The 22,446-nt window shown below is 71.7% G+C and carries 21 protein-coding genes; 5 read left to right on the top strand and 16 right to left on the bottom strand.

Annotated features, from left to right (window positions below; genetic code table 11):
- From V7793_RS10380 to V7793_RS10360, 5 genes are all read right to left on the bottom strand, one after another.
- A partial coding sequence (locus tag V7793_RS10380; RefSeq protein ID WP_336004669.1) for a TPM domain-containing protein occupies positions 1-1,263 on the bottom strand: 1,263 nt, incomplete at its 3' end.
- A 128-nt stretch (positions 1,264-1,391) separates the two neighbouring features.
- Positions 1,392-2,156: a succinate dehydrogenase/fumarate reductase iron-sulfur subunit gene (locus tag V7793_RS10375; protein ID WP_336004666.1), complete on the bottom strand. Its 765-nt coding sequence runs from the start codon at positions 2,154-2,156 to the stop codon at positions 1,392-1,394.
- Positions 2,153-4,093 (bottom strand): fumarate reductase/succinate dehydrogenase flavoprotein subunit, encoded by a 1,941-nt coding sequence (locus V7793_RS10370; protein WP_336004665.1) that lies wholly within the window; start codon positions 4,091-4,093, stop codon positions 2,153-2,155. Before V7793_RS10370 ends, V7793_RS10375 begins: the two co-directional genes overlap by 4 nt.
- Before the next feature lie 60 nt (positions 4,094-4,153).
- Positions 4,154-4,996, bottom strand: coding sequence for a hypothetical protein (locus tag V7793_RS10365; protein ID WP_168093498.1), 843 nt, complete (start codon positions 4,994-4,996; stop codon positions 4,154-4,156).
- A 61-nt stretch (positions 4,997-5,057) separates the two neighbouring features.
- The gene (locus tag V7793_RS10360; RefSeq protein ID WP_168093499.1) at positions 5,058-5,342 is read right to left on the bottom strand and encodes a hypothetical protein; all 285 of its coding nucleotides are present in this window, start codon (positions 5,340-5,342) and stop codon (positions 5,058-5,060) included.
- 341 nt (positions 5,343-5,683) lie between these two features.
- On the opposite strand from V7793_RS10360, the gene V7793_RS10355 reads away from it, so the two are divergent.
- A complete protein-coding gene (locus V7793_RS10355; RefSeq protein WP_443057875.1) occupies positions 5,684-7,801 on the top strand; it encodes an ABC transporter substrate-binding protein in 2,118 nt (705 codons plus the stop codon).
- Positions 7,802-8,013: 212 nt separating this feature from the next.
- Here V7793_RS10355 and V7793_RS10350 read toward each other — a convergent pair whose 3' ends face one another.
- Both V7793_RS10350 and V7793_RS10345 read right to left on the bottom strand, forming a co-directional pair.
- Entirely contained in the window at positions 8,014-8,205 is a 192-nt protein-coding gene (locus tag V7793_RS10350; RefSeq protein ID WP_336004659.1) for a hypothetical protein, read from the bottom strand.
- A gap of 12 nt (positions 8,206-8,217) precedes the next feature.
- Complete coding sequence (locus V7793_RS10345; RefSeq protein WP_336004657.1) at positions 8,218-9,069, bottom strand: helix-turn-helix domain-containing protein; 852 nt, start codon at positions 9,067-9,069, stop codon at positions 8,218-8,220.
- 237 nt (positions 9,070-9,306) lie between these two features.
- Here V7793_RS10345 and V7793_RS10340 point away from each other — a divergent pair, with 237 nt between their 5' ends.
- Positions 9,307-9,825, top strand: coding sequence for an ATP-binding protein (locus tag V7793_RS10340; protein ID WP_336004655.1), 519 nt, complete (start codon positions 9,307-9,309; stop codon positions 9,823-9,825).
- A gap of 54 nt (positions 9,826-9,879) precedes the next feature.
- On the opposite strand, the gene V7793_RS10335 is transcribed toward V7793_RS10340, so the two are convergent.
- The 6 genes from V7793_RS10335 to V7793_RS10310 all read right to left on the bottom strand — a co-directional run bounded on the left by V7793_RS10335 (position 9,880) and on the right by V7793_RS10310 (position 16,876).
- The gene (locus V7793_RS10335; RefSeq protein WP_336004675.1) at positions 9,880-12,495 is read right to left on the bottom strand and encodes a SpoIIE family protein phosphatase; all 2,616 of its coding nucleotides are present in this window, start codon (positions 12,493-12,495) and stop codon (positions 9,880-9,882) included.
- 189 nt (positions 12,496-12,684) lie between these two features.
- Entirely contained in the window at positions 12,685-13,107 is a 423-nt protein-coding gene (locus V7793_RS10330; RefSeq protein WP_058046054.1) for an ATP-binding protein, read from the bottom strand.
- Between the two features lie 182 nt (positions 13,108-13,289).
- On the bottom strand, positions 13,290-13,694 hold the full coding sequence (locus V7793_RS10325) for a (deoxy)nucleoside triphosphate pyrophosphohydrolase (RefSeq protein ID WP_168093505.1): 405 nt from the start codon (positions 13,692-13,694) through the stop codon (positions 13,290-13,292).
- 126 nt (positions 13,695-13,820) lie between these two features.
- Positions 13,821-14,000, bottom strand: coding sequence for an SPOR domain-containing protein (locus V7793_RS10320; protein ID WP_179082453.1), 180 nt, complete (start codon positions 13,998-14,000; stop codon positions 13,821-13,823).
- A 195-nt stretch (positions 14,001-14,195) separates the two neighbouring features.
- A complete protein-coding gene (locus V7793_RS10315) occupies positions 14,196-15,854 on the bottom strand; it encodes an APC family permease (RefSeq protein ID WP_336004650.1) in 1,659 nt (552 codons plus the stop codon).
- 269 nt (positions 15,855-16,123) lie between these two features.
- Positions 16,124-16,876, bottom strand: a complete 753-nt coding sequence (locus V7793_RS10310) for a GntR family transcriptional regulator (RefSeq protein WP_336004671.1) — start codon at positions 16,874-16,876, stop codon at positions 16,124-16,126.
- 412 nt (positions 16,877-17,288) lie between these two features.
- On the opposite strand from V7793_RS10310, the gene V7793_RS10305 reads away from it, so the two are divergent.
- Positions 17,289-18,032: a carbonic anhydrase gene (locus V7793_RS10305; protein WP_336004648.1), complete on the top strand. Its 744-nt coding sequence runs from the start codon at positions 17,289-17,291 to the stop codon at positions 18,030-18,032.
- 144 nt (positions 18,033-18,176) lie between these two features.
- Positions 18,177-18,758: a Uma2 family endonuclease gene (locus V7793_RS10300; protein WP_336004645.1), complete on the top strand. Its 582-nt coding sequence runs from the start codon at positions 18,177-18,179 to the stop codon at positions 18,756-18,758.
- Between the two features lie 58 nt (positions 18,759-18,816).
- On the opposite strand, the gene ychF is transcribed toward V7793_RS10300, so the two are convergent.
- The gene (gene ychF / locus V7793_RS10295) at positions 18,817-19,905 is read right to left on the bottom strand and encodes a redox-regulated ATPase YchF (RefSeq protein ID WP_336004643.1); all 1,089 of its coding nucleotides are present in this window, start codon (positions 19,903-19,905) and stop codon (positions 18,817-18,819) included.
- Positions 19,906-20,105: 200 nt separating this feature from the next.
- On the opposite strand from ychF, the gene V7793_RS10290 reads away from it, so the two are divergent.
- Entirely contained in the window at positions 20,106-20,720 is a 615-nt protein-coding gene (locus V7793_RS10290; protein ID WP_336004642.1) for a DUF6542 domain-containing protein, read from the top strand.
- On the opposite strand, the gene ppgK is transcribed toward V7793_RS10290, so the two are convergent.
- Both ppgK and V7793_RS10280 read right to left on the bottom strand, forming a co-directional pair.
- Positions 20,611-21,381, bottom strand: a complete 771-nt coding sequence (gene ppgK, locus V7793_RS10285; protein WP_336004639.1) for a polyphosphate--glucose phosphotransferase — start codon at positions 21,379-21,381, stop codon at positions 20,611-20,613. The genes V7793_RS10290 and ppgK overlap by 110 nt on opposite strands.
- A 60-nt stretch (positions 21,382-21,441) precedes the next feature.
- Positions 21,442-22,440 (bottom strand): 4-hydroxy-3-methylbut-2-enyl diphosphate reductase, encoded by a 999-nt coding sequence (locus tag V7793_RS10280; RefSeq protein ID WP_336004636.1) that lies wholly within the window; start codon positions 22,438-22,440, stop codon positions 21,442-21,444.
- Positions 22,441-22,446: the final 6 nt, after the last annotated feature.

Below are 22,446 nucleotides of genomic sequence, written 5' to 3'. Positions count from 1 at the left end.
GGCGCGCCGGGCCTCGGTGAGGGCGGCCGTGGCGAAGGAGAGCCGGTCGCGGGCCTCTCCGGGGTGGCGGGCCACGGCGGAGAGGGCGGCCGGGGTGCAGTGCCCGGCGAGGGCGGCGAGGGCCGCTTCGGCGGTGGCGATGCGGGGGGAGAGGGACCGGGCGTCGGCCTCGGCGCGGGCCAGGATGCCGGCCGCGTTGACTCTCAGGCCGCGCAGCCGGTCGAAGGACTCGGACTCGGCGTCCAGGCGCCGGTTCGCGCTGGTGCAGTGCGAGCAGATCTCGTCCAGGGTCCGGCGGCGGATGTCCTCGTCCTCGTAGGGCGCGTCGTCGAGGGCCTGCCGCAGCCGGAAGGCGTCGGCGAGCTCCTCCTTGGCGTAGGCCACCGCCTCGGCGAACGGCCGGGCGGCCTCCTCGCCCAACTGAGCGGCGGCGAAGAGGAGTTCCTCGGCGCTGGTACGGACCGCGTCGTCGGTCTCGACGAGGGCGCGGACGGCCTCCGCGTCGAGTTCGGGCAGCGGCGTCAGCGGCTGGGCGAGGCGGGCGAGGCCGGGCGGGGTGGCGGTCGCGGGGGCGTACGGCTGCTCCTGCTCCGCGCGGCGTCTTCGGGAGGCGCGCCGGGCGCACAGGTACAGCCCCAGGAGGCACAGGCCGGCGCCCACGGCGACGGGGAGCCAGACCCTGCGGTGCCCGGGGACGAGGCCTTCGCCGCCGGGGTCCGCGCTGCCGGGGGAGATGGCGGGCGGGCGCACCGGATCGCCCCGGAGGACGGCCCGGTAGCCGTCGGCGGCGCCGATGGCCGCCCCGGCCCAGTCGTGCTGGGCGACGGCGGGCGCGATGGCGGTGTCGGCAACGGCCTTGAGCTGGTCGGCGCGGAAGCCGGAGCGCTTGTCGGCGGAGACGGCGTACTGCTGGCCGTGGGTGGCGACGGCGAGCAGGACCTCGTGCTCGCCGAGGCCGTTGCGGTCGGCGGTGGCGTCCGCCCAGGCGCGCGCCGAGCGGCCGGAGAAGTCGCGGACGTAGGTGACGTAGAGCTGGACGCGATGGGTGGTGCGCAGCCGTTCGATCGCAGTGGTCACCTGGGCGCGGCGCCGGCCGAGCGCGCCGACGGTGTCGGTGATGCGGCCGCCGGCATCCAGGTCCAGGGGCGTGTCGGCGCGGGCGGCGGGGGCCGGGAGCAGCAGCAGGGCGCACAGCGCGAGGAGGGCGCCGGCGACGGCCCGCCCCGGCGCCCCCTTCCCGTACCGCCTCGAAAGCCGCGTCACACTTGGGAGCGTATGGCGGCAATGCCCGTTCCGCTACTGGGAGCAAGGAGCTGGATACGGAGCGTGCACACGCTCCGTCGTGCGCCCGGCTCACGCCCGGCGGACGGGCCGCGCCGGGCGAGCCGGAGTCACACCCGGCGGCGGATCCTGCTCCCGAGCCAGACCAGCGGGTCGTACTTCCGGTCGACGGCGCGCTCCTTCAGCGGGATCAGCGCATTGTCGGTGATCTTGATGTGCTCGGGGCAGACCTCCGTGCAGCACTTGGTGATGTTGCAGTAGCCGAGCCCGTGCTCCTCCTGCGCGGAGCGCTTGCGGTCCAGGCCCGCGTCGGCGGCCCCGTCCAGCGGGTGCATGTCCAGCTCGGCCACGCGCATCAGGAAGCGGGGGCCGGCGAAGACCGGCTTGTTCTCCTCGTGATCACGCACCACGTGGCAGGTGTCCTGGCACAGGAAGCACTCGATGCACTTGCGGAACTCCTGAGAGCGCTCCACGTCCTCCTGCTGCATCCGGTACTCCCCCGGCCCGAGCCCGGCCGGCGGGACGAAGGAGGGGACCTCGCGCGCCTTGGCGTAATTGAAGGACACGTCCGTCACCAGGTCCCGCACCACGGGGAACGCCCGCATCGGGGTGACCACCACGGGCTCGTCCGGGTCGAGCAGCGACATCCGCGTCATGCACATCAGCCGCGGCCGCCCGTTGATCTCCGCGCTGCACGAACCGCACTTGCCCGCCTTGCAGTTCCAGCGCACGGCGAGATCGGCGGCCTCGGTGGCCTGGAGCCGGTGGATGATGTCGAGGACGACCTCGCCCTCGTTGACGGTCACGGTGTAGTCGACGAGGGAACCGCCGTCCGCGTCGCCCCGCCACACCTTGAAGTGGGCCTCGTAACTCAAGAGGTCAGCTCCTCGTCCGTCAGGTACTTCACCAGCTCCTCCTTGTCGAAGAGCGCGAGCAGGTCGTCACGGATGGGCGGCATGGCGCGCCGCTCCAGGCGCACCCGGCCCAGCAGCGGATCCGCACCCGGCTCCGTGCTGTCCCCGTTCAGCCGGCACACGAGGTTCAGCCGGCGCCAGCGCCGGTCCATCGCCGGGTGGTCGTCGCGGGTGTGGCCGCCGCGGCTCTCGGTGCGCTCCAGCGCCGCCCGGGCCACGCACTCGCTGACCAGCAGCATGTTCCGCAGGTCGAGCGCGAGGTGCCAGCCGGGGTTGAACTGGCGGTGGCCCTCCACGCCGGCCCGCCGGGAGCGGGCCCGCAGCTCGGTCAGCCGGCGCAGCGCCTCCTCCATCTCCGGGCCCTTGCGGATGATGCCGACCAGGTCGTTCATGGCCTGCTGGAGCTCCTGGTGCAGGGCGTACGGGTTCTCGGCCGGCCCCGGGGAGTCCGCCGGGTCCTCGCCCTCCGCGCTGAACGGCCGCAGGGCCTCCGCCTCCGCCGCCTCGATGTCGGCGTCGGAGACCACGGGCCGGCCGGCGCCGGGGAAGGAGGCGGCGTGCTCGGCCGCGTACAGGCCCGCACGCCGGCCGAAGACGAGCAGGTCGGAGAGGGAGTTGCCGCCCAGCCGGTTGGAGCCGTGCATCCCGCCGGCGACCTCGCCCGCGGCGAACAGGCCGGGCACGCCCACCGCCGCCGCCGTGTCGGGGTCGACGTCCACCCCGCCCATCACGTAGTGGCAGGTGGGGCCGACCTCCATCGGCTCGGCCGTGATGTCGACGTCCGCCAGCTCCTTGAACTGGTGGTGCATGGAGGGCAGTTTGCGCTTGATGTCCTCGGCGGGCAGCCGGGTGGAGACGTCGAGGAACACCCCGCCGTGCGGGGAGCCGCGACCCGCCTTGACCTCGGAGTTGATGGCGCGCGCCACCTCGTCGCGCGGGAGCAGCTCGGGCGGGCGGCGGTTGTTGTCGGGGTCCTGGTACCAGCGGTCGCCCTCGGCCTCGGACTCGGCGTACTTCTCCTTGAAGACGTCCGGGACGTAGTCGAACATGAACCGCTTGCCGTCGCTGTTGCGCAGCACCCCGCCGTCGCCACGGACGGACTCGGTGACGAGGATGCCCTTGACGGACGGCGGCCAGACCATGCCGGTCGGGTGGAACTGCACGAACTCCATGTTGATCAGGGACGCCCCGGCGAGGAGCGCGAGCGCGTGCCCGTCGCCGGTGTACTCCCAGGAGTTGGACGTCACCTTGAAGGACTTGCCGATCCCGCCGGTCGCCAGCACGACGGCGGGCGACTCCATGGCGAAGAACCGGCCGGACTCGCGGTCGTAGCCGAAGACGCCCGCGATGCGGTCGCCGTCCTTCAGCAGGCGGGTGACCGTGCACTCCTGGAAGACCTTCAGCCGGGCCTCGTAGTCGCCGGTCTCGCGGTGGTCCTCCTGCTGCAGCGAGACGATCTTCTGCTGGAGGGTGCGGATCAGCTCCAGGCCCGTGCGGTCGCCGACGTGCGCCAGCCGCGGGTACTCGTGGCCGCCGAAGTTCCGCTGCGAGATCCTCCCGTCCCGGGTGCGGTCGAAGACGGCGCCCCAGGTCTCCAGCTCCCAGACCCGGTCGGGGGCCTCGCGGGCGTGCAGCTCGGCCATCCGCCAGTGGTTGAGGAATTTGCCGCCGCGCAGGGTGTCGCGGAAGTGGACCTGCCAGTTGTCGCCCTCGTTGACGTTGCCCATGCTGGCGGCGATGCCGCCCTCCGCCATCACGGTGTGGGCCTTGCCGAAGAGCGACTTGCAGATCACGGCACAGCGCATGCCCCGCTCACGGGCCTCGATGGCGGCGCGCAGCCCGGCGCCCCCGGCACCGACCACGACCACGTCCCAGGCTTGTCGGGCCGTACGCGACATCAGAAAGCACCTCTCCCTTGTGCTGTGAACGTGAACGTGTGCCGTTGAGGGCCGGATCGCCTAGAAGAAGCGCGGGTCGTCGAAGACGCCACTGGCCACCAGGTAGACGTAGAAGTCGGCGACCGCCACGCTGACCAGCGAGGCCCAGGCGAGCTGCATGTGGCGGGCGTTGAGCGCGCTGACCCAGCCCCACATGCGGTAGCGCACGGGGTGCTTGGAGAAGGTGCGGATCCGGCCGCCGACGATGTGCCGGCACGAGTGGCAGGAGAGGGTGTACGCCCAGATCAGAGCGATGTTGGCGAGGAGGACGAGGGTGCCGAGGCCCATGTGGCCCCACTCGCCCCGCGGATTGCGGAAGCCGAGCGCCGCGTCGTAGGTGAGGATGCCCGCGACGATCACCGCGAAGTAGAAGAAGTAGCGGTGGATGTTCTGCAGGACCAGCGGGAAGCGCGTCTCGCCGGTGTACTTGCGGTGCGGCTCGGCGACGGCGCAGGCCGGGGGCGAGGCCCAGAAGCCGCGGTAGTACGCCTTGCGGTAGTAGTAGCAGGTCAGCCGGAAGCCGAGCGGGAAGATCAGGATCAGCAGGGCCGGCGACAGGCTCCACCAGGAGCCGAAGACCTCCCAGTCCGCGCCGTCCTTCATCGGGACGCAGTTCTCCGCGATGCAGGGCGAGTAGAACGGGGAGACGTAGGGCGCCGCGTAGTAGTCGTCGCCCGCGAAGGCCCGCCAGGTCGAGTAGACGACGAAGGCGAACAGCCCGGCGGCGGTGGCGGCCGGCTGCAGCCACCAGCGGTCGGCGCGCAGGTGGCGGGCGGGGATCGTGGCGCGCGAGGGGTGGTGGACCCCGCCTTGGGCGGGAACCCCGGCGGAGGTCGCGGATCGGGGGTCGGTACCAGTGGCCAAGAGGGACTCCGGGGAGGAGCGGAAGGGGGTGGGTCGGTTGCTGCCGCGCTGCCCGGCCCGGTCAGGGTGCGTGCCGGTCCCGGGCGCCGAGCCCCTCCTCGTCCGCGTCCTTCCACAAGGAGGCGTCGTACGGGGCGTCGGGGACCGGCACCGGCTCGGGGCGCGGCCGCTCCGCGGGGTGGACGTCGCGCAGAAGGGTGACGCTCTCGCGCAGGTGGGCGGCGTCCGTGCGCACCCGGCGCAGTTCGAGGTCCTGGCTGCCCAGGTGCTTCTCCAGCCGTGCGAGCGCCCGGCCGAGATCGTCCAGGCAGCGCTGGACCGCGGTCACTTCGTCTTGCAGGGACATGTCTGACCCTCACTTCCGCTGTCGGCGGTTGCGGGTGGCGACGGTGATGCGACTGAGAGTGTCGCGCGTCACACCCCTCCGGGGGAAGATAGCGATCGCGCCTTCGCCGGAACGGGTGCGGCGCGCGCCGGGACGCTGCAGAAACGTTCGTTCATGGTGCGGCCACCCGTGGGCGGGGGCTGCGGAATCGTTCGTCCACGCGGGTGGCGTACACCCGGGCGGCGCCGTGTCGGCGCGCAGCCGGACCGACTGTCGCATTCAGTGGTGAGCAGTAGATGCGATCAACGGCGCATTGCGCCGAAAGAGCCCGGCGACCGAGTCCGGCGGAGGTGGCACCACCCATGGCCTTTAACCGATCTCTGCGGCGCCTGGGCCCTTCCCGGCCCGGGCGATCCCTCCGGTCCGTGCCATCCCTCCCGTCCGTGCCATCCCTCCGGGCGCTCCGGTCCCGTACGCGGCGTGGTGCCGTCCTGCTCACCGCCGGGATCCTGCTCACCGGCTGCGGCCTCGACCAGGACGGCGACGGAGTCGTCACCCCGCAGGACATCGCGACCGCGCCACGGGCCAAGGTCGCCGACGGCGGCACCCTCACCTGGGCGGTCGACACCCTGCCCAGCACCCTCAACACCTTCCAGACGGACGCCGACGCCACCACGCAGCGGGTCGCCGCGGCCGTCCTGCCCGCCCTGTTCACCACCGACGGGCGCGGCCGCCCCCAGCGCAACGCCGACTACCTCCGCTCGGCCGAGGTCGTCCAGCGCGAACCCCACCAGGTCGTCGTCTACAAGCTCAACCCGAAGGCCGTCTGGAGCGACGGCAAGGCCCTCACCGCCGCCGACTTCGAGGCCCAGTGGAAGGCCCTGCGCGGCAAGGACAGCGCCTACTGGACGGCCCGCAACGCCGGCTACGACCGCATCGACCGGGTCGAGCGGGGCGCCGACGCGCAGGAGGTGAAGGTCACCTTCGCCCGCAGCTGCGCCGACTGGCCCGCCCTGTTCACCCCGCTCTACCCGAAGGCCGTCATGAGCAGCGCGGACGGCTTCAACGACAGCGCCCGCAAGGAGCTCAAACTCTCCTCCGGGCCCTTCCGGGTCGCCGGGCGCGACGACACGCAGGGCACCCTCACCCTCGCCCGCGACCCCAAGTGGTGGGGCGACGCGGCCAAGTTGGACCGGCTCGTGCTGCGGACGGTGCCGCGCGCCGAGCGGGCCGAGGCGCTGGCGGCCGGCAAGCTCGACCTCGCCGACGTCAGCGCCGCCGACGCCCGCCGCATCACGGACGCGAACAAGCCCGCGAAGCAGGACAAGGGCGATAAGCCGCCTGCCGCCGCGGCCCCGCGCTCGCCCGCCCTGCGCGGCGTCGTCGTCCGCAAGTCCCTGGAGCCCGGGTACACCCAGCTCGCCCTCAACGGCGCGAGCGGCCCGCTCGCCGACGAGCGCGTCCGCCGGGCCGTCGCCCGCGCCATCGACCGCCGGGCCCTCGCCAAATCCGTCCTGGGACCGCTGGGCCTGCCCGCCGAGCCGCTCGGCAGCCACCTCTTCCTCGCCGGTCAGGAGGGCTACGAGGACAACAGCGACGCCATCGGCGGTCCCGACCCCAAGGCCGCCCAGGCCCTGCTCGCGGAGGCCGGCTGGGAACAGGGCCGCGGCGACGGCCGCAGGACGGCGGCGGGAGCGGACGGAGCCGACGACCGCTCCGGTACGCCCGGCAGGACCGTCGAACTGCGCCCCGGCCCCCGGGCCGGGCCCGACCCCGCCGACGAGGACGACCCGGAGGGCGCCGACGACGACTTCGCGGACGTGGGTGACGTCGAGGGCGGCGCGGACGGCACGGACGGCACGGACGGCGTGGACGAGGCCGGGCTACCCGACGGCGACGCCAAGCGCACCGCCCGCGACGGCGGAGGCAAGGCGGCCGCGGCCCCGGTCCGCATGAAGAACGGCAAGAAGCTCACCCTCCGCTTCGTCGTGCCGGTGAGCGCCGGGACCGAGTCCCTGCGGTCCGTCGCCGACCACATCGCCCGGCGGCTCGACGCGGTCGGCATCGCCACCGAGATGACCAAGGTCGGGGACGTCGGCTTCTTCAAGGACCACATCGCCGCCGGCAGCTACGACCTCGCCCTCTACTCCTGGCCCGCCACCGCCTTCCCCGCGACCGACGCCCGCCCGCTCTACGCCAAGCCGCAGCCCGCCGCGGACGGCTCCCTGGTGGTGGAGCAGAACTACACCCGGGTCGGCACCGACCGCATCGACCAGCTCTTCGACCAGGCCTCCACCGAACTCGACGCGGAAGCCTCCCGCGACCTCGCCGCCCGCGCGGACGCCCGCATCTGGGCCCTGGCAGGCTCGATCCCCCTCTACCAGCGCCCCCAGCTGGTGGCAGCCCGCAAGACGGTGGCCAACGCGGGCGCGTTCGGCTTGGGGACGCCGCGGTACCAGGACATCGGGTTCCGGAGGTGAGGGGCCCGCTCTGTCCTCTTGCGCCCGTCAAGGTGACCGCACCGGGACGGCCAGCAGCCCTCCGCGGCGGATAAGTGGGCCGAGTTGCAGGCCGCGGGCCACCTCCAGCCTCACCAGGCCGCCTCCGTCACAGGAGCCACCACGCAGGGACACCCACCCGCCCCGCCGGCCTGCCGTGACCCCAGCCCCGCGCGCGGGACAGTCGGCCACGCTCAGAGCAGGTGATCAGCCTTGCCCGCCTTGACGTCACGGATCAGCGCGCGCAACGCCTCGCGGCTGTCGGTGACGTAGTGGTCCTCGGACCCGCTCACGGCGATGTAGGCGTTGCCCGAGGCGTCGGTGCCTATTCGGAAGCAGTTGCTACTGTCACCGCAGAACGGTTCTTCCCAGCGGATGTGCGACATGGTGGCCTTCCTTTAAAGGTCGGATGCGATTCCGTGGATGAAGTCGCGCGACTGCGCCACGTCCAGGGCGGCTTGTTCCATCCAGGACAGGTGAGCTCGGTAACGGGCGATCTGCGATTCCGCGGACAGGAAGATCGGTCCGCCCGCCGCGTCGAGCAGAACGGTGTCGAGCTGAGGCACCGGCCCATCGGCGTACGTCATCGCGTTGCCTGCACCGGGGAACACCCCGGTCTCCACAGGCACCACCCGCAGCACGATGTTCCTGCGCTCGGACATGAGCAGCAGGTATTCGAGCTGCTCCCGCATCACCTTGCTGCCGCCGAACCGCATGCGCAGAGCCGCCTCATGAATGAACCCCATGTATTCCATCGGCTCGGGCCCGTCGAGGACTTGCTGACGCTGCATTCGATGCACCACACGGAGTTCAACTTCCAACCTGGGCAGAGCCGGTAGCACCCCGTCGAAGATCGCGCGGGCATACTCCTCCGTCTGGAGGATCCCTGGCAGATGCATGACCTGCGTGGTGTGCAGTCGAGCTGCGTGCCACTCCAACTCCGCGATGTCCAGCAGCCCTGCAGGAAGGCTGCCTCGGTACTGCTCCCACCAGCCACGCTCGCGCTTCCGGGCCATGGAGGCAAGGGCCTCGATGTAATCCCCGTCGCCGCATGCATAGTGGCAAGCCAAGGTGCGGAGCCTGTCCGGCGTGATGATGCGCACCCCGGACTCGATGTTGGAGATCTTCGTGCGGTCGATGCCGAGCAGGCCGGCGGCGTAATCGGTCGTAACCCCTGCCGCTAAGCGCATCTTGCGCAGCTCGGCGCCGATCCGCTTCTGTCGTTCGGTGGGCGTTGTCCTGGGTGGCATGCACCCTTCCTACCGCCCTCGGCCCAGCCGGTCATAAAGCGCTGGCCACACTTCACCCTATCGGGGCAATAGCCACTGAGTATCTGGCACATGTGCCAGTGCCTCGTTAGCTTCAGTGCCGCCAACACGACCCGGCGCAGCCGGAAGTGCATCGAAACGGGCCCAAGTTCGTCCTGCCCTGAGACAGGCCACCGGCTCAGCGCTCGCACCCGCCACACCTCACACGGGAGCCGCCTCATGCTGCCCACCCCCACCCCCCTCTGCCCCCTGATCACCCCCACCCCGTCCAATCCCCCCACCCTCGCCACAACCCACCGCCCCGCCTACACCCCCCGCTCCCCCGAACCCTCCGCCCTCTCCTACAGCTTCACCGTGCCCGGGGATCCGCGGTCCGCGCCCGTCGTGCGGGCGACCGTTCGTAGCGTCCTGCGGATCCACGGGATCAGTGCGATCGAAGAGCCCGTCCTCTCCGTGGCCGGGGAGCTGATCGCCTGCGCAGCACGGTTCGCGCCCGGGCAGGAGATCTACCACTCCCTCCGGTGGTGTGACGGTGCTCTGCGGATCGTCAACTGGGACGCGCACCACGCGCATTCCGACGCACGTCAGGCCGCCCACTGCACCGCCTGCCGCAAGCGCGCCCTGCTCCTGCTCGCCGCTGTCGTCCACGAGTGCCGGGGGACCTGGGGCATCAGCAAGCCCGGGGCCGCGAACGAGGGCACCCGGGTGTGGGTACGGCTTCCGCTGCCCGACGCCTGAACGGAAGGCGGCCCACCCCGGGCGATCCCAGGGCGGGCCGCACAGGCACTTGCCTCAGTACAGGCTCATCAACGCCTCCACCGCATCCGGCGCCGGGAACCCCCCGTCCGGCAGGGCGAGCTCGAACCAGACCGTCTTGCCGTGAGGGGTGCGGCGGCTGCCCCACGCCGCACTGAGCAGGCCGACGAGCTGCAGGCCGCGGCCGCCCTCGTCGGTGTCGCGGGCGCGCCGCCGGCGGGGCTGGACGAGGCCGCCGTCCCAGACCTCGCAGACCAGGGTCCGGTCCAGGAGGAGCCGGAGCCGGATCTCGCCCTCGCCGTAGCGGAGGGCGTTGGTGACGAGCTCGCTCACCAGCAGCTCGGTCGTGTCGAGCAGGCTTTCGAGGCCCCACAGGGGGAGCTGTTCCCGGGCGAGTTCGCGGGCGCGGGCGACCGAGCGCGGTTCGGCGGGGAGCGTCCAGTCGCCCACGTGCTCGGCCGGCAGCCCGCGCAGGCGGGCCATGAGGAGGGCGATGTCGTCCTCGCCGTGGTGGGTGTCGAGCGCGCCGAGGACGTGTTCGCAGACCTCTTCGAGGGGGCGGGCGGGGCCGGTGAGGGCCTCCTGGAAGGCCTCCAGGCCCTCGTCCAGGGCGTGCTCGCGGGATTCGACGAGGCCGTCGGTGTAGAGGGCGAGCAGCGCGCCGTCGGGCAGGTCGACGACGGTTTCCTCGAAGAGCTCGCCGCCGACGCCGAGCGGCATGCCGGGCGGGACGTCGAGCAGCTCGGCGGAGTGTCCGGCCTGGACCAGGACGGGCGGCAGGTGGCCGGCGTTGGCGATGGTGCAGCGCCGGGTGACGGGGTCGTAGACGGCGTAGACGCAGGTGGCGAGGTAGACCTCGGAGAGGTCGGCGGCGCGCACCCCGCCCCGTACGCCGCGGGTGGAGGACTGCTTGCCGCCGGGGCGGCCGAGCCCGTGGGCGATCTCGTCGAGGGCGGAGAGCACCTCGGCGGGTTCGAGGTCGAGCATGGCCAGGGTGCGGACGGCGGTGCGCAGCTCGCCCATGGCGACGGCGGCGCGCAGGCCGCGGCCCATGACGTCGCCGACGACGAGGGCCGTGCGGTGCCCGGGCAGCTCGATGACGTCGAACCAGTCGCCGCCGACCTCGGTGGCCGCGTTGGCGGGCAGGTAGCGGCAGGCGATCTCCAGGCCGGCGGCCTCGGGGTCGCCGGGGGGCAGGAGGCTGCGCTGGAGGATGACGGCGCGCTCGTGTTCGCGCCGGTAGAGGCGGGCGTTGTCGATGCAGACGGCGGCGCGGGCGGCCAGTTCGACGGCGAGGGCGGTGTCGCGTTCGCCGAAGGGTTCGCTGCCCTTCGTGCGGGAGAACTGCGCGAGCCCCACCACGGTGTCGCGGGCGACCATCGGCACGGCGAGCGTGGACTGCACGACGGCGCCGAGCTCGGGGCCGTCCTCGCCGTCCCGGCGCGGGATGAACTGCACCTGCGCGGTGCGCAGCGCGGCGGCGCACGGGGAGTGGAAGGGGTAGCGGTGCACCTCGCCGACCTGGACGGGCTTCTCGCCGCCGGCCAGGGGCGCGCCGGAGACCGCGCTGGCGTAGGCGACGCGGCGCAGCTCGGCGCTGCCGTCGGCGAGCCCGGGCGGGGCCTCGTCGCCGGCGAGCAGGCCCTGGTAGAGGTCGACGGAGGCGAGGTCGCAGAACTGGGGGACGGCGACGTCCAGCAGTTCGCGGGCGGTGGTCTCCAGGTCCAGGGAGTTGCCGATGCGGGCCCCGGCCTCGTTGAGCAGGGCCAGGTTGCGGCGGACGCCGGCGGCTTCGCGCTCGGCGCGGCGGCGGCGGGTGACGTCGGTGGCGAGCGCGGCGACGCCGATGGGCCGCCCGCTGCCGCTGTGCAGCCGGTAGAGCGAGACCGACCAGCGGCGGCGCTCGCTGTGCCCGGGCACGGGCCCGACGAGCTGGATGTCCGACACCGGCTTTCCGGTGTCGAGGACTTGGCGCAGGGCGGCGGTGAGCCGCTCGGCCTCGCCGCGGGGCAGGAAGTCGTGCGGGGTGCGCCCGCGGTGCCAGTCGGCGGGCCGGCCGAAGGCCTGCGCGAAGCTCTCGTTGACGCGCAGCAGCGTGAGATCGGTGCCGAAGAAGAAGAATCCCAGCGGAGATTGGCCGAAAACGGCTTCGGAGGCCGCGATGTCGGTCTCTATTCCGCGCAGTGCCCGGACGTCGACGGCGACGCAGAGCGCGGCGCGCTCCCCGCGCTCGTTCTGCGTGGGCATCACGTAAATCTCGGCGAGGCCTGACTGCCCCTCGGCGAGGAGGCCGCCGGCGGACGCTCCGTGACCGGCAGACACCACGTCACCTGCGGACGCTCCGTCACGGGCCCCCGGTCCGCCGCCCGCTCCGGGCTGCCGGCCGCCGCGCTGATACGGGATCAGGCCCGTCCACTCGCGCCCGTCGAGGCCGCCCTCGCCGAGGAAAGGGGCGGACGGGTGCGGGCGGCCGTGCCCGTCGGCCGGGGTCAGCACCTCCAGCGGGTCCTTGCCGACGGCGTGCCGTGCCGCTATTCCGAAGAGCTCGGCCGCGCGCTCGCTCCACTGCTCGATCCGCCCGTCGGGCCCGAGGGAGAAGGAGGCGACGCGGATGTAGTCGTAGAGGGATCCGGGCGGGTTGTTCTGCCACATCTGCGTGGCGCGCGATCCCTGCGCCGTACCACCCGCCGCACCCGCTGGCTTTTCGCTCACGTGCCCGTCCCCTCCGGCTCATGTGCTCGCACCGGCATCAGAAGGCCGAGTATCCAGCACAGGGGCCCTTCGGAACACGGACTTCACGATCACAGCACGGTCTCAACCCGCTACAGGTCCTTTCCCCGGTCAGTGGCCGGGCAGGCTCAGTTCGAACCACACGGTCTTGCCCGTGTTCCCCCGTCGCGTTCCCCAGCGGCGGGAGGCGCATGCCACGAGCTGCAGACCGCGTCCGCCCTCGTCGTCGGGGTCGGCCACGCGCTCGCGGGGCGGGTCGGGGAGGGGGTCGGAGACCTCCACCAGAAGGGTGGGGCCCGCGTGGGAGTACATCCGTACTCCGATCGGTCCGCTCGCGTACCGCAGGGAGTTGGTGACGAGCTCGCTGACCAGCAGCACCGTCACGTCGGTGACGCCTTCCATGCCCCAGTCCTGCAAGGTGTCGCGGACGAGGGTGCGTGCCTTCCGGACGGCGCCGGGCTCGGCAGGGAAGCTCCATTCGGCGAAGCCGGGTGTCGACGCCAAGGTCCCCGCGCTGTCGTTCACGCCGACCACTTCCCAGACCGCTGCGGCCCCGCCGGGTTTACCCGGTTCGGGGTGAATAATCAGCACATACCCGGTATGAGGGGCCGACTATCTTCTTCTGCGGTCCGAGGTCGCCGCACGTGCGGCAGATGGCGTAGCCCGGCTGCGGGCGGCTCGTCCGTGCGCGCGGGGGCGGGCGCGGAAGGGCCCGCTCACGGCGCCGTGCGCCGCAGCAGCCCCGCGGCGAGTGCCACGGCGGGGCGGTCCTGGTCGAGCCAGTCGACCTCGTCCAGCTCGTCGGGGGCGAGCCAGCGCAGCTCGTCGTGGTCCTGGAGGGGGCGGGCCTCGCCCGCGAGCAGCCTGGCCGTCCAGACGTGCAGCACGTACGGCGGGCGCAGCGGCCACTCGCCCGCGACGCGCTCCAGCGGCTCGGCCTCGACGCCGAGCTCCTCGCGCAGCTCCCGGACGAGCGCCTCCTCGGCGCTCTCGCCGGGCTCCAGCTTGCCGCCGGGCAGCTCCCAGCGGCCGGCGAGCTCGGGCGGAGCGCTCCGCCTCGCGGCGAGCAGGCGCCCTCCGTCGAACAGGGCTGCGCCCACCACTACGCGTACGGTCGTCATGGGCCCCCAGCGTAGGGCCCTCCCGGCGGGCTACGGCCTACGGGTCCGGGTGCGATCGGATCCCGCGGACCTTCGCCGCCGTGGTCGAGGTCCGCCGCGGCGGGGCTGTTTCCGGCGAGCTGATTTTCAGGACGCCGCCCGGCCCACGCGTTCGACTATGTAGACCTGCCGGCGGCCGCCGGCGTCGAGCCGGCCGACCACCTTCTCCGCCTCGGCCCGGGTGGCGTACTGCCCCACGCGGTAGTAGTTGCCGTTCTCCTCCTGGCGGATCACCTGCCACGGCAGGACCGGTCCGCTGTCCGTCATCGCCCCTGCCCTTCCGCCGCGGTGAGCGCCCGCGCACGCCCCTTGGCCATTCCCGGAGAAACCGCAGTACGCATATGCCCGAGCGTACGCCCGACCTTTACGCAGCGGATACGGTTTTTTACGAAGAGGCACGCATTCGGCCACCGGGGCCCGGGGCACGGATGCGGGAAGGGGCGGCACTGGAGATCCGGTCGGCTACGACTTCGCCAGGGAGGGCTCGGAGCGCTCCTCCGGGTCGCCGGAGGCCTCGGCGGCCTCGGCGGCGGCCATCTCCTTCTCGGTCGCGACGAGGGTCGGGTTGCGCCAGGCGCTGCGGACGCCCCAGAAGTAGAAGACGAGCGCGATCAGGGCGACGACCACGATGTCCCAGCCCTGGGCCAGGTAGCCCTTGCCACCGAACTCGGTGCCACCGGCCCACGAGACGAAGGCCATGACCAGCAGGTACGTGACCATCCAGGCGCCGGCCTGCAGGTGCGGCTTGAGCTCGGCCCACGGCTTGCGCAGCTCGTACCAGGCCCAGATCGGCAGACCGATGGCCATGATGAAGATGACCTTGCCCGTCAGCGGCCAGCGGGCCCAGTACATGACCAGGGAGCCGAAGATCATCGCGATGGGGGCGATGACCGGCATGGCCTTGAGCTTGACCGGGCGCTTCATGCCGGGCGCGATGCGGCGCAGCGACATCACGGCGACGGGGCCGGTGATGTACGAGATGACCGTGGCGACACCGACGATCTCGGCGATCGAGCCCCAGCCGCGGAAGACGGCGAGGAAGACGAAGGAGATCACGAGGTTGAGCAGCAGGGCCGGCTTCGGCACACCGGTCTTGGGGTCGACCTTGCCGAAGACCTTCGGCAGGTGACCGTTCTCCTGAACACCGTTGATCATGCGCGAGGTGGTGGCCGCGTAGATCATGCCGGTGCCGGACGGGGAGATGAAGGCGTCCGCGTACAGCAGCAGCGCGAGCCAGTTCAGGCCCCAGGTGATGGAGAGGTCGGCCAGCGGCGACTTGTAGGCCAGCGTGTTCCAGCCGCCGGAGAGGTCCGCGGCCGGGACGGCCATCAGGAAGGCGACCTGCAGCGCGATGTAGATGACCAGCGCGATGAGGATGGAGCCGACGACGGCCTTCGGCAGCGACTTGCCGGGGTTACGGGCCTCGGCGGCCATGTTCAGCGGCGACTGGAAGCCGTTGAAGGCCCAGACGATGCCCGCGACGGCGACGGCGCTGAAGACGGCGCTCCAGCCGTTGGGGGCGAAGCCGCCGTGGGCGGGGCCGACGTTGCTGGTGTCGAAGTGCGCGAAGATCAGCGCGCCCGCGGTCAGCGCCGGCACGACGACCTTGAACACGGTGATCGCGTTGTTCGTCTTGGCGAACAGGGTGATCGCGAACCAGTTCAGGAAGAAGTAGAAGACGACCAGGACGCTGGCGGCGGCGAGGCCGGTGCCCGTGAGCTCCTTGCCGTCGAAGAGCTTGCCCGCCCAGTCGAACTTCCACGAGCTCATGTACTGGATCGAGGCGGTCGCCTCACCCGGGATCACCGAGACGATGGCGATCCAGTTCGCCCACGCGGCCATGTACCCGGCCAGCGAGCCGTGCGAGTACTGGCCGTAGCGCACCATGCCGCCGGCCTTCGGGAACATCGAGCCGAGCTCGGTGTAGGTGAGGGCGATGGTCAGCGCCACGACGGCGCCGATGACCCAGGCGAAGATGGCAGCCGGGCCGGCCAGTACGGCGGCACGCTCGGCGCCGAAAAGCCAGCCGGAGCCGATGATCGACCCGAGACCGACGGCCGTCAGGGCCGTCGTGCCCAGGGTCCGGCGGTAATTCGAGTGGGAACCCTGTTCGGTACTCAAGCTCCGGATCTCCTTTTCTCTCTACTCCCCTACGCAGGACACAAACCGCGCCATCGTACGAGCGTTTTGGAGGACCGGATTCCGCGAAAAGCCCCTGACCTGGGTGTATGTGAGTTTTGCAACAGAAAAAATGACCCGATTACATCGGGTCGAAGCCGGGCAAATCGTGCACTACTTACCCGCGAGTAAAGAACGCTCGGCGGTGCCCGGGCACGCCGAAGACGGCACCGGGACAAGGAGTTCACCCCAGCGCCGCCTTCACGTCACCGCTACTTCACCGGAAGGTGGTACGCGACGCGGTAGCGGTCGGCCAGGACGACGATCTCGGCCGTCTCCACCGGGCAGCCCCCCGCGAAGTACGTGCGCGTGACGACCACGACGCAGTGGCCGGGGACGCCGCCGAGCGCCAGGACCTCCTCCGCGAGCCCGGGCCGGGCGCCGACCTCCTCGGCGACGTTGTCCACGACGAGGTCGATGGCGGCCATCCGCTCGACGACGCCACGGCCTGCCAGCGGGCCCTCCTCGGGGAGCATCACCGGCGTCCGCCCGGTGACGGACAGGGGCTCCCAGGAGGTGGAGAGCATGACGGGCTCGCCCTGCGCCCGGAAGACGTAGTCGGTGCGCATGGTGCGGTCGCCCGTGGCGATGCGCAGGCGGCGGGCCACGGCGGCGTCGGCCGGGACCTGCTCGCTGCGCGACTCCCAGGTGCCCTTGACCCGGCTGTCCGCCTGCTCCTGGCGGAAGGGCGTCGACTCGCCGGCCGGGCGGTACCCCGTGCGGACGAGGGTGCGCGGGACGGGCTGCTCGCGCACATACGTACCGGAACCGGAGCGGCCTTCCACCAGGCCCTCCGCCATCAGGACCTTGCGGGCCTCCAGGGCCACGGTGTCCGAGACGCCGTACTGCTCGCGGATGCGCGCCTGGGACGGCAGCCGGGTATGCGGCGGCAACTCACCGGCGACGATCTTCTGACGTAGATCGCCGGCCACTCGAAGGTACGCGGGCTGGTCACCGAAGGCCACGGCCACTCCCAACAGGTTGACAGTCCGCAACAGCTTGGCAACCCTCGGTTGCTGTCCGCAACTCAAGGCCATTGATTCACTAGATGTAGTGAATTGCAGCTCAGGGACGCTTAGTTGGCGGCAGCACCCACGCAAGCGGTGAGGGCCACCCCCGGCACATCCGCAAATATGCACCGGCCGATGCATACCCAGCCCACGCGCCGCAAACACGCTCCGTTACGGGAGAGGGTGACCGGCCGCGCCCGCCTCGCCCCGGACCGGCTCCCACTGGTCCGTTGGTGGGCAAAGCGCCCCGCACACGCTTGCGCCTGCCGCCCCGCTCCCCCGCGGCGCCCAACAATCGCCCTGGTCAGCGACGTACGGACCCGGCGGCGTGCAGACGGCGCCGGGCCACACCGAGGGGAACGACCCGATGGACAGAGCGGAACACCCGGACCGCAGAGCCCTGCTCGCCGGCGGCCTCGCGGTCGGCGCGATCGCCCTCACGGGGTGCTCGGCGAGGAGCACCGCCCCGTGGGCGGCGGCCGGCCTGGCGCAGGAGGTGCGGCCGGTCACGCCCGCCGCGGCCTTCGCGCGGCTGATGGACGGCAACAGGCGCTGGGTCAGCGGGCACCTCCACCACCCCGACCGGGACCCGGACCGGCGCGAGTTCGTCGCGCAGGCGCAGGAGCCCTTCGGTTCGGTCCTGTCGTGCATCGACTCCCGCGTCCCGCCCGAGCTTCTCTTCGACACCGGGCTGGGCGACCTGTACGTGATGCGCACGGGCGGGCAGGCGGTCGGCCCGGTGGTCACCGGCTCCGTGGAGTACGGGCCCATGACGAGCGGCACCCCGCTGATCGTCGTCCTCGGGCACCAGCGCTGCGGCGCCGTCGAGGCCGCCTACAAGTCCTTCCGCGACCACAAGCCGCTGCCCGGCAACCTGCAGGCGATCGCCAGGGCGCTGCGGCCGGCGTACGAACGGGCACGCCGCGAGGGCGGCGCCGACCCGGTCGACACCATGGCCCGCGCCCAGGTCCGCCTGACCGCGGCCGACCTCCGCTCCAACCGCGACCTGGCCCCCCTCGTCCGCAAACGCACCCTCGCCGTGGTCGCCGCCTACTACTCCCTCGACACGGGCACGGTCGAAGTCCTGGCCGGGGCTCCGTCCCGCTCCTGACCCGCCGGACGGACGGGGCACCTTCGGTGTCGCTCGTGGCCGGCTACCAAGACCGGCCGGTCATGAGCGGCGAATCGCCGGAATTCCTCCGGCCGGGGATCGTCGGCCCCTCCGGCCCGAGACGCGGGCCGCTACCGTGAAGCCATGACCGCACTGCCCGACTGGATGCGCCCACCGCGCTTGGAAGGCTGGTTCGCGGAGGATCTGGACCGCCTCCCCGAGGCACCGCGTCACACCGAGCTGATCGATGGAGCGCTTGTCTTCAGGCTGTCGCCGCAGCGGTCGTGGCACAGCCGCCTCGTCACCATGCTCACCATCGCCCTCATGGAGCAGGCACCCGCCGACGTCAGGGTCGGCCGCGAGATGACGATCAAGCTCGACGAGCGCAACCGGCCCGAACCGGACCTTCTGATGACGACCGCCGACTTCGACGGTGACCGGACCTGGTTCGCCCCCGACGAGGTGCAACTCGTCATCGAGGTCGTCTCCCCCGAGTCCGCCCACCGCGACCGCACCGTAAAGCTGCGCAAGTACGCCGAGGCGGGCATCCCCCACTACTGGTGCATCGAGGACGAGGACGACGCACCCGTCGTCCACGTCTACGAGCTCGACGAGCCGACCCGCACCTATGCGCCCGCCGGTATTTTCCGGGGCTCGCTCCGGCGCCCGGTGCCCTTCGAGATCGCCCTCGACCTGGACAAGCTCACGCCGCCCCGCAGGAGCTGAGCGCAGAGAACGCAGGAAGGGCCGGGCTCACCGGAGCCCGGCCCTTCCTGCACGGTCGTCAGACGTTGAAGCGGAACTCCACCACGTCGCCGTCCGCCATCACGTACTCCTTGCCCTCCATGCGGGCCTTGCCGGCCGCGCGGGCGTCGGCTACGGAGCCGGCGGCGATCAGGTCGTCGAAGGAGATGACCTCGGCCTTGATGAAGCCCTTCTGGAAGTCGGTGTGGATGACACCGGCCGCCTCGGGGGCCGTGGCGCCCTTCTTGATCGTCCAGGCGCGGGTCTCCTTGGGACCGGCAGTGAGGTAGGTCTGCAGGCCCAGGGTGTCGAAGCCGACGCGGCCCAGGGTGGCGAGACCGGGCTCGTCCTGGCCCATGGACTGCAGCAGCTCCAGCGCCTCCTCGTCGTCCAGCTCGATGAGCTCGGACTCGATCTTGGCGTTGAGGAAGATGGCCTCGGCCGGGGCGACCAGCGCGCGCTGCTCGTTCTTGAAGTCCTCGTCGACCAGCTCGTCCTCGTCCACGTTGAAGACGTAGAGGAAGGGCTTGGTGGTGAGCAGGTGCAGCTCGTGCAGCAGGTCGCCGCGCTCGGTGCCCTTGGTGATGCCCGCGGAGAACAGAGTCTGGCCCGACTCCAGGATCGTCTTCGCCTCCTCGACGGCGGCGAGGACGGCGACCTTCTCCTTCTGGAGGCGCGACTCCTTGGTCAGGCGCGGGACCGCCTTCTCGACCGACTGCAGGTCGGCCAGGATCAGCTCGGTGTTGATCGTCTCGATGTCGTCCTTGGGCGAGACCTTGCCGTCGACGTGGACGACGTTCTCGTCCTTGAAGGCGCGGATGACCTGGCAGATCGCGTCGGACTCGCGGATGTTCGCGAGGAACTTGTTGCCCAGGCCCTCGCCCTCGGAGGCACCGCGGACGATGCCCGCGATGTCGACGAAGTCGACCGTGGCGGGGAGGATCTTCTGCGAGCCGAAGATCCCGGCCAGCTTCTGCAGCCGGGCGTCGGGGACGCCGACGACGCCCACGTTGGGCTCGATGGTGGCGAACGGGTAGTTGGCCGCCAGCACGTCGTTCTTGGTCAGGGCGTTGAACAGGGTCGACTTGCCGACATTGGGCAGACCGACGATTCCGATCGTGAGCGACACGTGGCGACTTCCCGTAGGTTCCAAAGGGTCCGCGGCCCACTGGCGGGCCGGTCATGGCCCACTGCCGGGCCGGTCATCCAGTCTACGGGTCCACTCGTCCGGCGGGCCCGTACGGACTATCAGTCGAACGTATGGCCAAGGTGGCTCAAACCGCGTGTCCAACGCCGGATTCCTCCCGCTTGTCGACCTAGTTTGGTCGGGTGGAGCAACCCAGCACGCGCACGCCCCAGGGCAAGGCCCGCCGCGTCCCTCCCGTGCCGCGGCCCGCGGCGCCCGTGGGACAGGGCCGGGCCGCCGCCGTCCGCCGCCCCCGCAGCGGGCCGTCCACGCAGCAGCTGCGGGCCCTGGGGCGGCTGCCGGCGCCCCGGCTGACCGGCCTCGGCAGCGGCGTGCTCACGACCGCGTGGATGCTCGGCATCGGCTGGCTGGACTCGCTGGCCGGCGGCTCCTACGCCTTCTACGGGCTCTTCTTCCTGCTGGCGGGCACCGTGTGCGCGCTGTGGGTGCGGCCGGCCGACCTGATCACCGCGCCCGTCACCGCCCCCATCGCCTTCGCCGTGGGCGCCGTGCCCCTGGCCGGCGGGGGCGACGGGGCGGGTGCCAAGGTCATGGGCCTGGTCACGCTGCTGTCGCTGAACGCGGGCTGGCTCTACGCGGGCACCCTGCTGACCGCCCTGATCACGCTGGTGCGCAGGATCGTGCTGATCAGGCGGCGGAGACGGGCACGGCTGCGCCGGTCGCAGCGGCAGCAGCCATCGCGGCCCCCACGATCCCCGCGTTGTTCTCCAGCTCAGCAGGAACGATCTCGGCGCTGACGCCCTCGATCAGCGGCAGGAACTTGGCCGCCTTGCGGCTCACGCCGCCGCCGATGACGAACAGCTCGGGCGAGAACAGCATCTCCACATGGGCCAGGTAGCGCTCCACGCGCCGGGCCCAGTGATGCCACTTCAGGCCCTCTTCCTCCTTGGCCCGGGTGGAGGCGCGGGTCTCCGCGTCGTGGCCCTGCAGCTCCAGGTGGCCCAGCTCGGTGTTGGCGACGAGCTTGCCGTCGGTGAAGACCGCGCTGCCGATGCCTGTGCCGAAGGTGAGCACGATGACGGTGCCGCGGCGGCCGCGGCCCGCCCCGAAGTGCATTTCGGCCAGGCCGGCGGCGTCGGCGTCGTTCAGCACGGTCACCGGCGCGCCCAGCCGCTCGCCGAGCAGCCCCGCGGCGTCCCGGCCGATCCAGCCCTTGTCGACGTTGGCGGCCGTGCGCGTCGTGCCGCCGACGACCACGCCGGGGAACGTGGCCCCGACCGGCCCGGCGGGTGCGCCGAAGTGCTCCATGACCTGCCAGACGCTGTCCGCGACGGCGTCCGGGGTCGCCGGGTGCGGAGTGAGCACCTTGAAGCGCTCCTGGGTGAGCTCGCCCCGCAGCACGTCGACCGGAGCGCCCTTGATGCCCGATCCGCCGATGTCCACGCCGAATACGTTCATGGCCACCACGCTACGGCGTGGTGGCCATGAATGCAGGGTTCCTGCGCGGTCGGGGGGCCCTTAGGCGGACTCGCCGCCGGCCAGCCCCGCGGCCTCCGCGCGCAGGTCGCGGCGGAGCTCCTTCGGCAGGGAGAAGGTGATGCTCTCCTTGGCGGCGGTGATCGTCTCGACGTCGCCGTAGCCGCGCTCGGCCAGCCAGTCCAGGACGCCCTCGACGAGGATCTCCGGGACGGAGGCGCCGGAGGTCACACCGACCGTGGTGACGCCCTCCAGCCAGGCCTCGTCGATCTCGTCGGCGTAGTCCACCAGGTGGGCGTCCTTGGCGCCGGCGCCGAGGGCGACCTCGACCAGGCGGACGGAATTGGAGGAGTTCTTCGAGCCGACGACGATCACCAGGTCGGCGTCGGCGCCCATCTGCTTGACCGCGGTCTGACGGTTCTGCGTGGCGTAGCAGATGTCGTCCGACGGCGGGGAGAGCAGGTTGGGGAACTTCTGCTGCAGCGCGCCGACGGTCTCCATCGTCTCGTCGACCGAGAGCGTGGTCTGGGAGAGCCAGACGACCCGGTCCGGGTCGCGGACCTCGACGTTCGCCACGTCGCCGGGGCCGTCGACCAGGGTGATGTGGTCGGGCGCCTCGCCGCTGGTGCCGATGACCTCCTCGTGGCCCTCGTGGCCGATCAGGAGGATGTCGTAGTCGTCGTTGGCGAAGCGGACGGCTTCCTTGTGGACCTTGGTGACCAGCGGGCAGGTGGCGTCGATGGTGGCGAGCTTGCCGCGCCGGGCCTCCTCGTGGACGACCGGGGCGACGCCGTGCGCGGAGAAGATGACGATGTTGCCCTCGGGCACCTCCTCCGTCTCGTCGACGAAGATCGCGCCCTTCTTCTCCAGGGTCTTCACCACGTACTTGTTGTGGACGATCTCATGACGCACGTAGACGGGGGCGCCGTACTGCTCCAGGGCCTTCTCGACGGCGATCACGGCGCGGTCCACACCCGCGCAGTAGCCACGGGGGGCGGCGAGGAGGACCTTGCGGGCGGTGGGTGCAGTCATGCCGTCCATCGTAAG

This window comes from Streptomyces sp. KLMMK (genome assembly GCF_036961605.1).
Classification (GTDB): domain Bacteria; phylum Actinomycetota; class Actinomycetes; order Streptomycetales; family Streptomycetaceae; genus Streptomyces; species Streptomyces telluris.
Note: the sequence above shows the minus strand (reverse complement) of the source record. Positions and strands in the feature narration are given on the sequence as shown.

Coding starts and splice junctions, on each gene's coding strand:
- V7793_RS10370 (WP_336004665.1), bottom strand. CDS start 4,093: ATGTCGCGTACGGCCCGACAAGCCTGGGACGTGGTCGTGGTCGGTGCC.
- V7793_RS10360 (WP_168093499.1), bottom strand. CDS start 5,342: ATGTCCCTGCAAGACGAAGTGACCGCGGTCCAGCGCTGCCTGGACGAT.
- V7793_RS10355 (WP_443057875.1), top strand. CDS start 5,684: ATGGCCTTTAACCGATCTCTGCGGCGCCTGGGCCCTTCCCGGCCCGGG.
- V7793_RS10350 (WP_336004659.1), bottom strand. CDS start 8,205: ATGTCGCACATCCGCTGGGAAGAACCGTTCTGCGGTGACAGTAGCAAC.
- V7793_RS10345 (WP_336004657.1), bottom strand. CDS start 9,069: ATGCCACCCAGGACAACGCCCACCGAACGACAGAAGCGGATCGGCGCC.
- V7793_RS10340 (WP_336004655.1), top strand. CDS start 9,307: ATGCTGCCCACCCCCACCCCCCTCTGCCCCCTGATCACCCCCACCCCG.
- V7793_RS10335 (WP_336004675.1), bottom strand. CDS start 12,495: ATGTGGCAGAACAACCCGCCCGGATCCCTCTACGACTACATCCGCGTC.
- V7793_RS10325 (WP_168093505.1), bottom strand. CDS start 13,694: ATGACGACCGTACGCGTAGTGGTGGGCGCAGCCCTGTTCGACGGAGGG.
- V7793_RS10320 (WP_179082453.1), bottom strand. CDS start 14,000: ATGACGGACAGCGGACCGGTCCTGCCGTGGCAGGTGATCCGCCAGGAG.
- V7793_RS10305 (WP_336004648.1), top strand. CDS start 17,289: ATGGACAGAGCGGAACACCCGGACCGCAGAGCCCTGCTCGCCGGCGGC.
- V7793_RS10300 (WP_336004645.1), top strand. CDS start 18,177: ATGACCGCACTGCCCGACTGGATGCGCCCACCGCGCTTGGAAGGCTGG.
- ppgK (WP_336004639.1), bottom strand. CDS start 21,381: ATGAACGTATTCGGCGTGGACATCGGCGGATCGGGCATCAAGGGCGCT.
- V7793_RS10280 (WP_336004636.1), bottom strand. CDS start 22,440: ATGGACGGCATGACTGCACCCACCGCCCGCAAGGTCCTCCTCGCCGCC.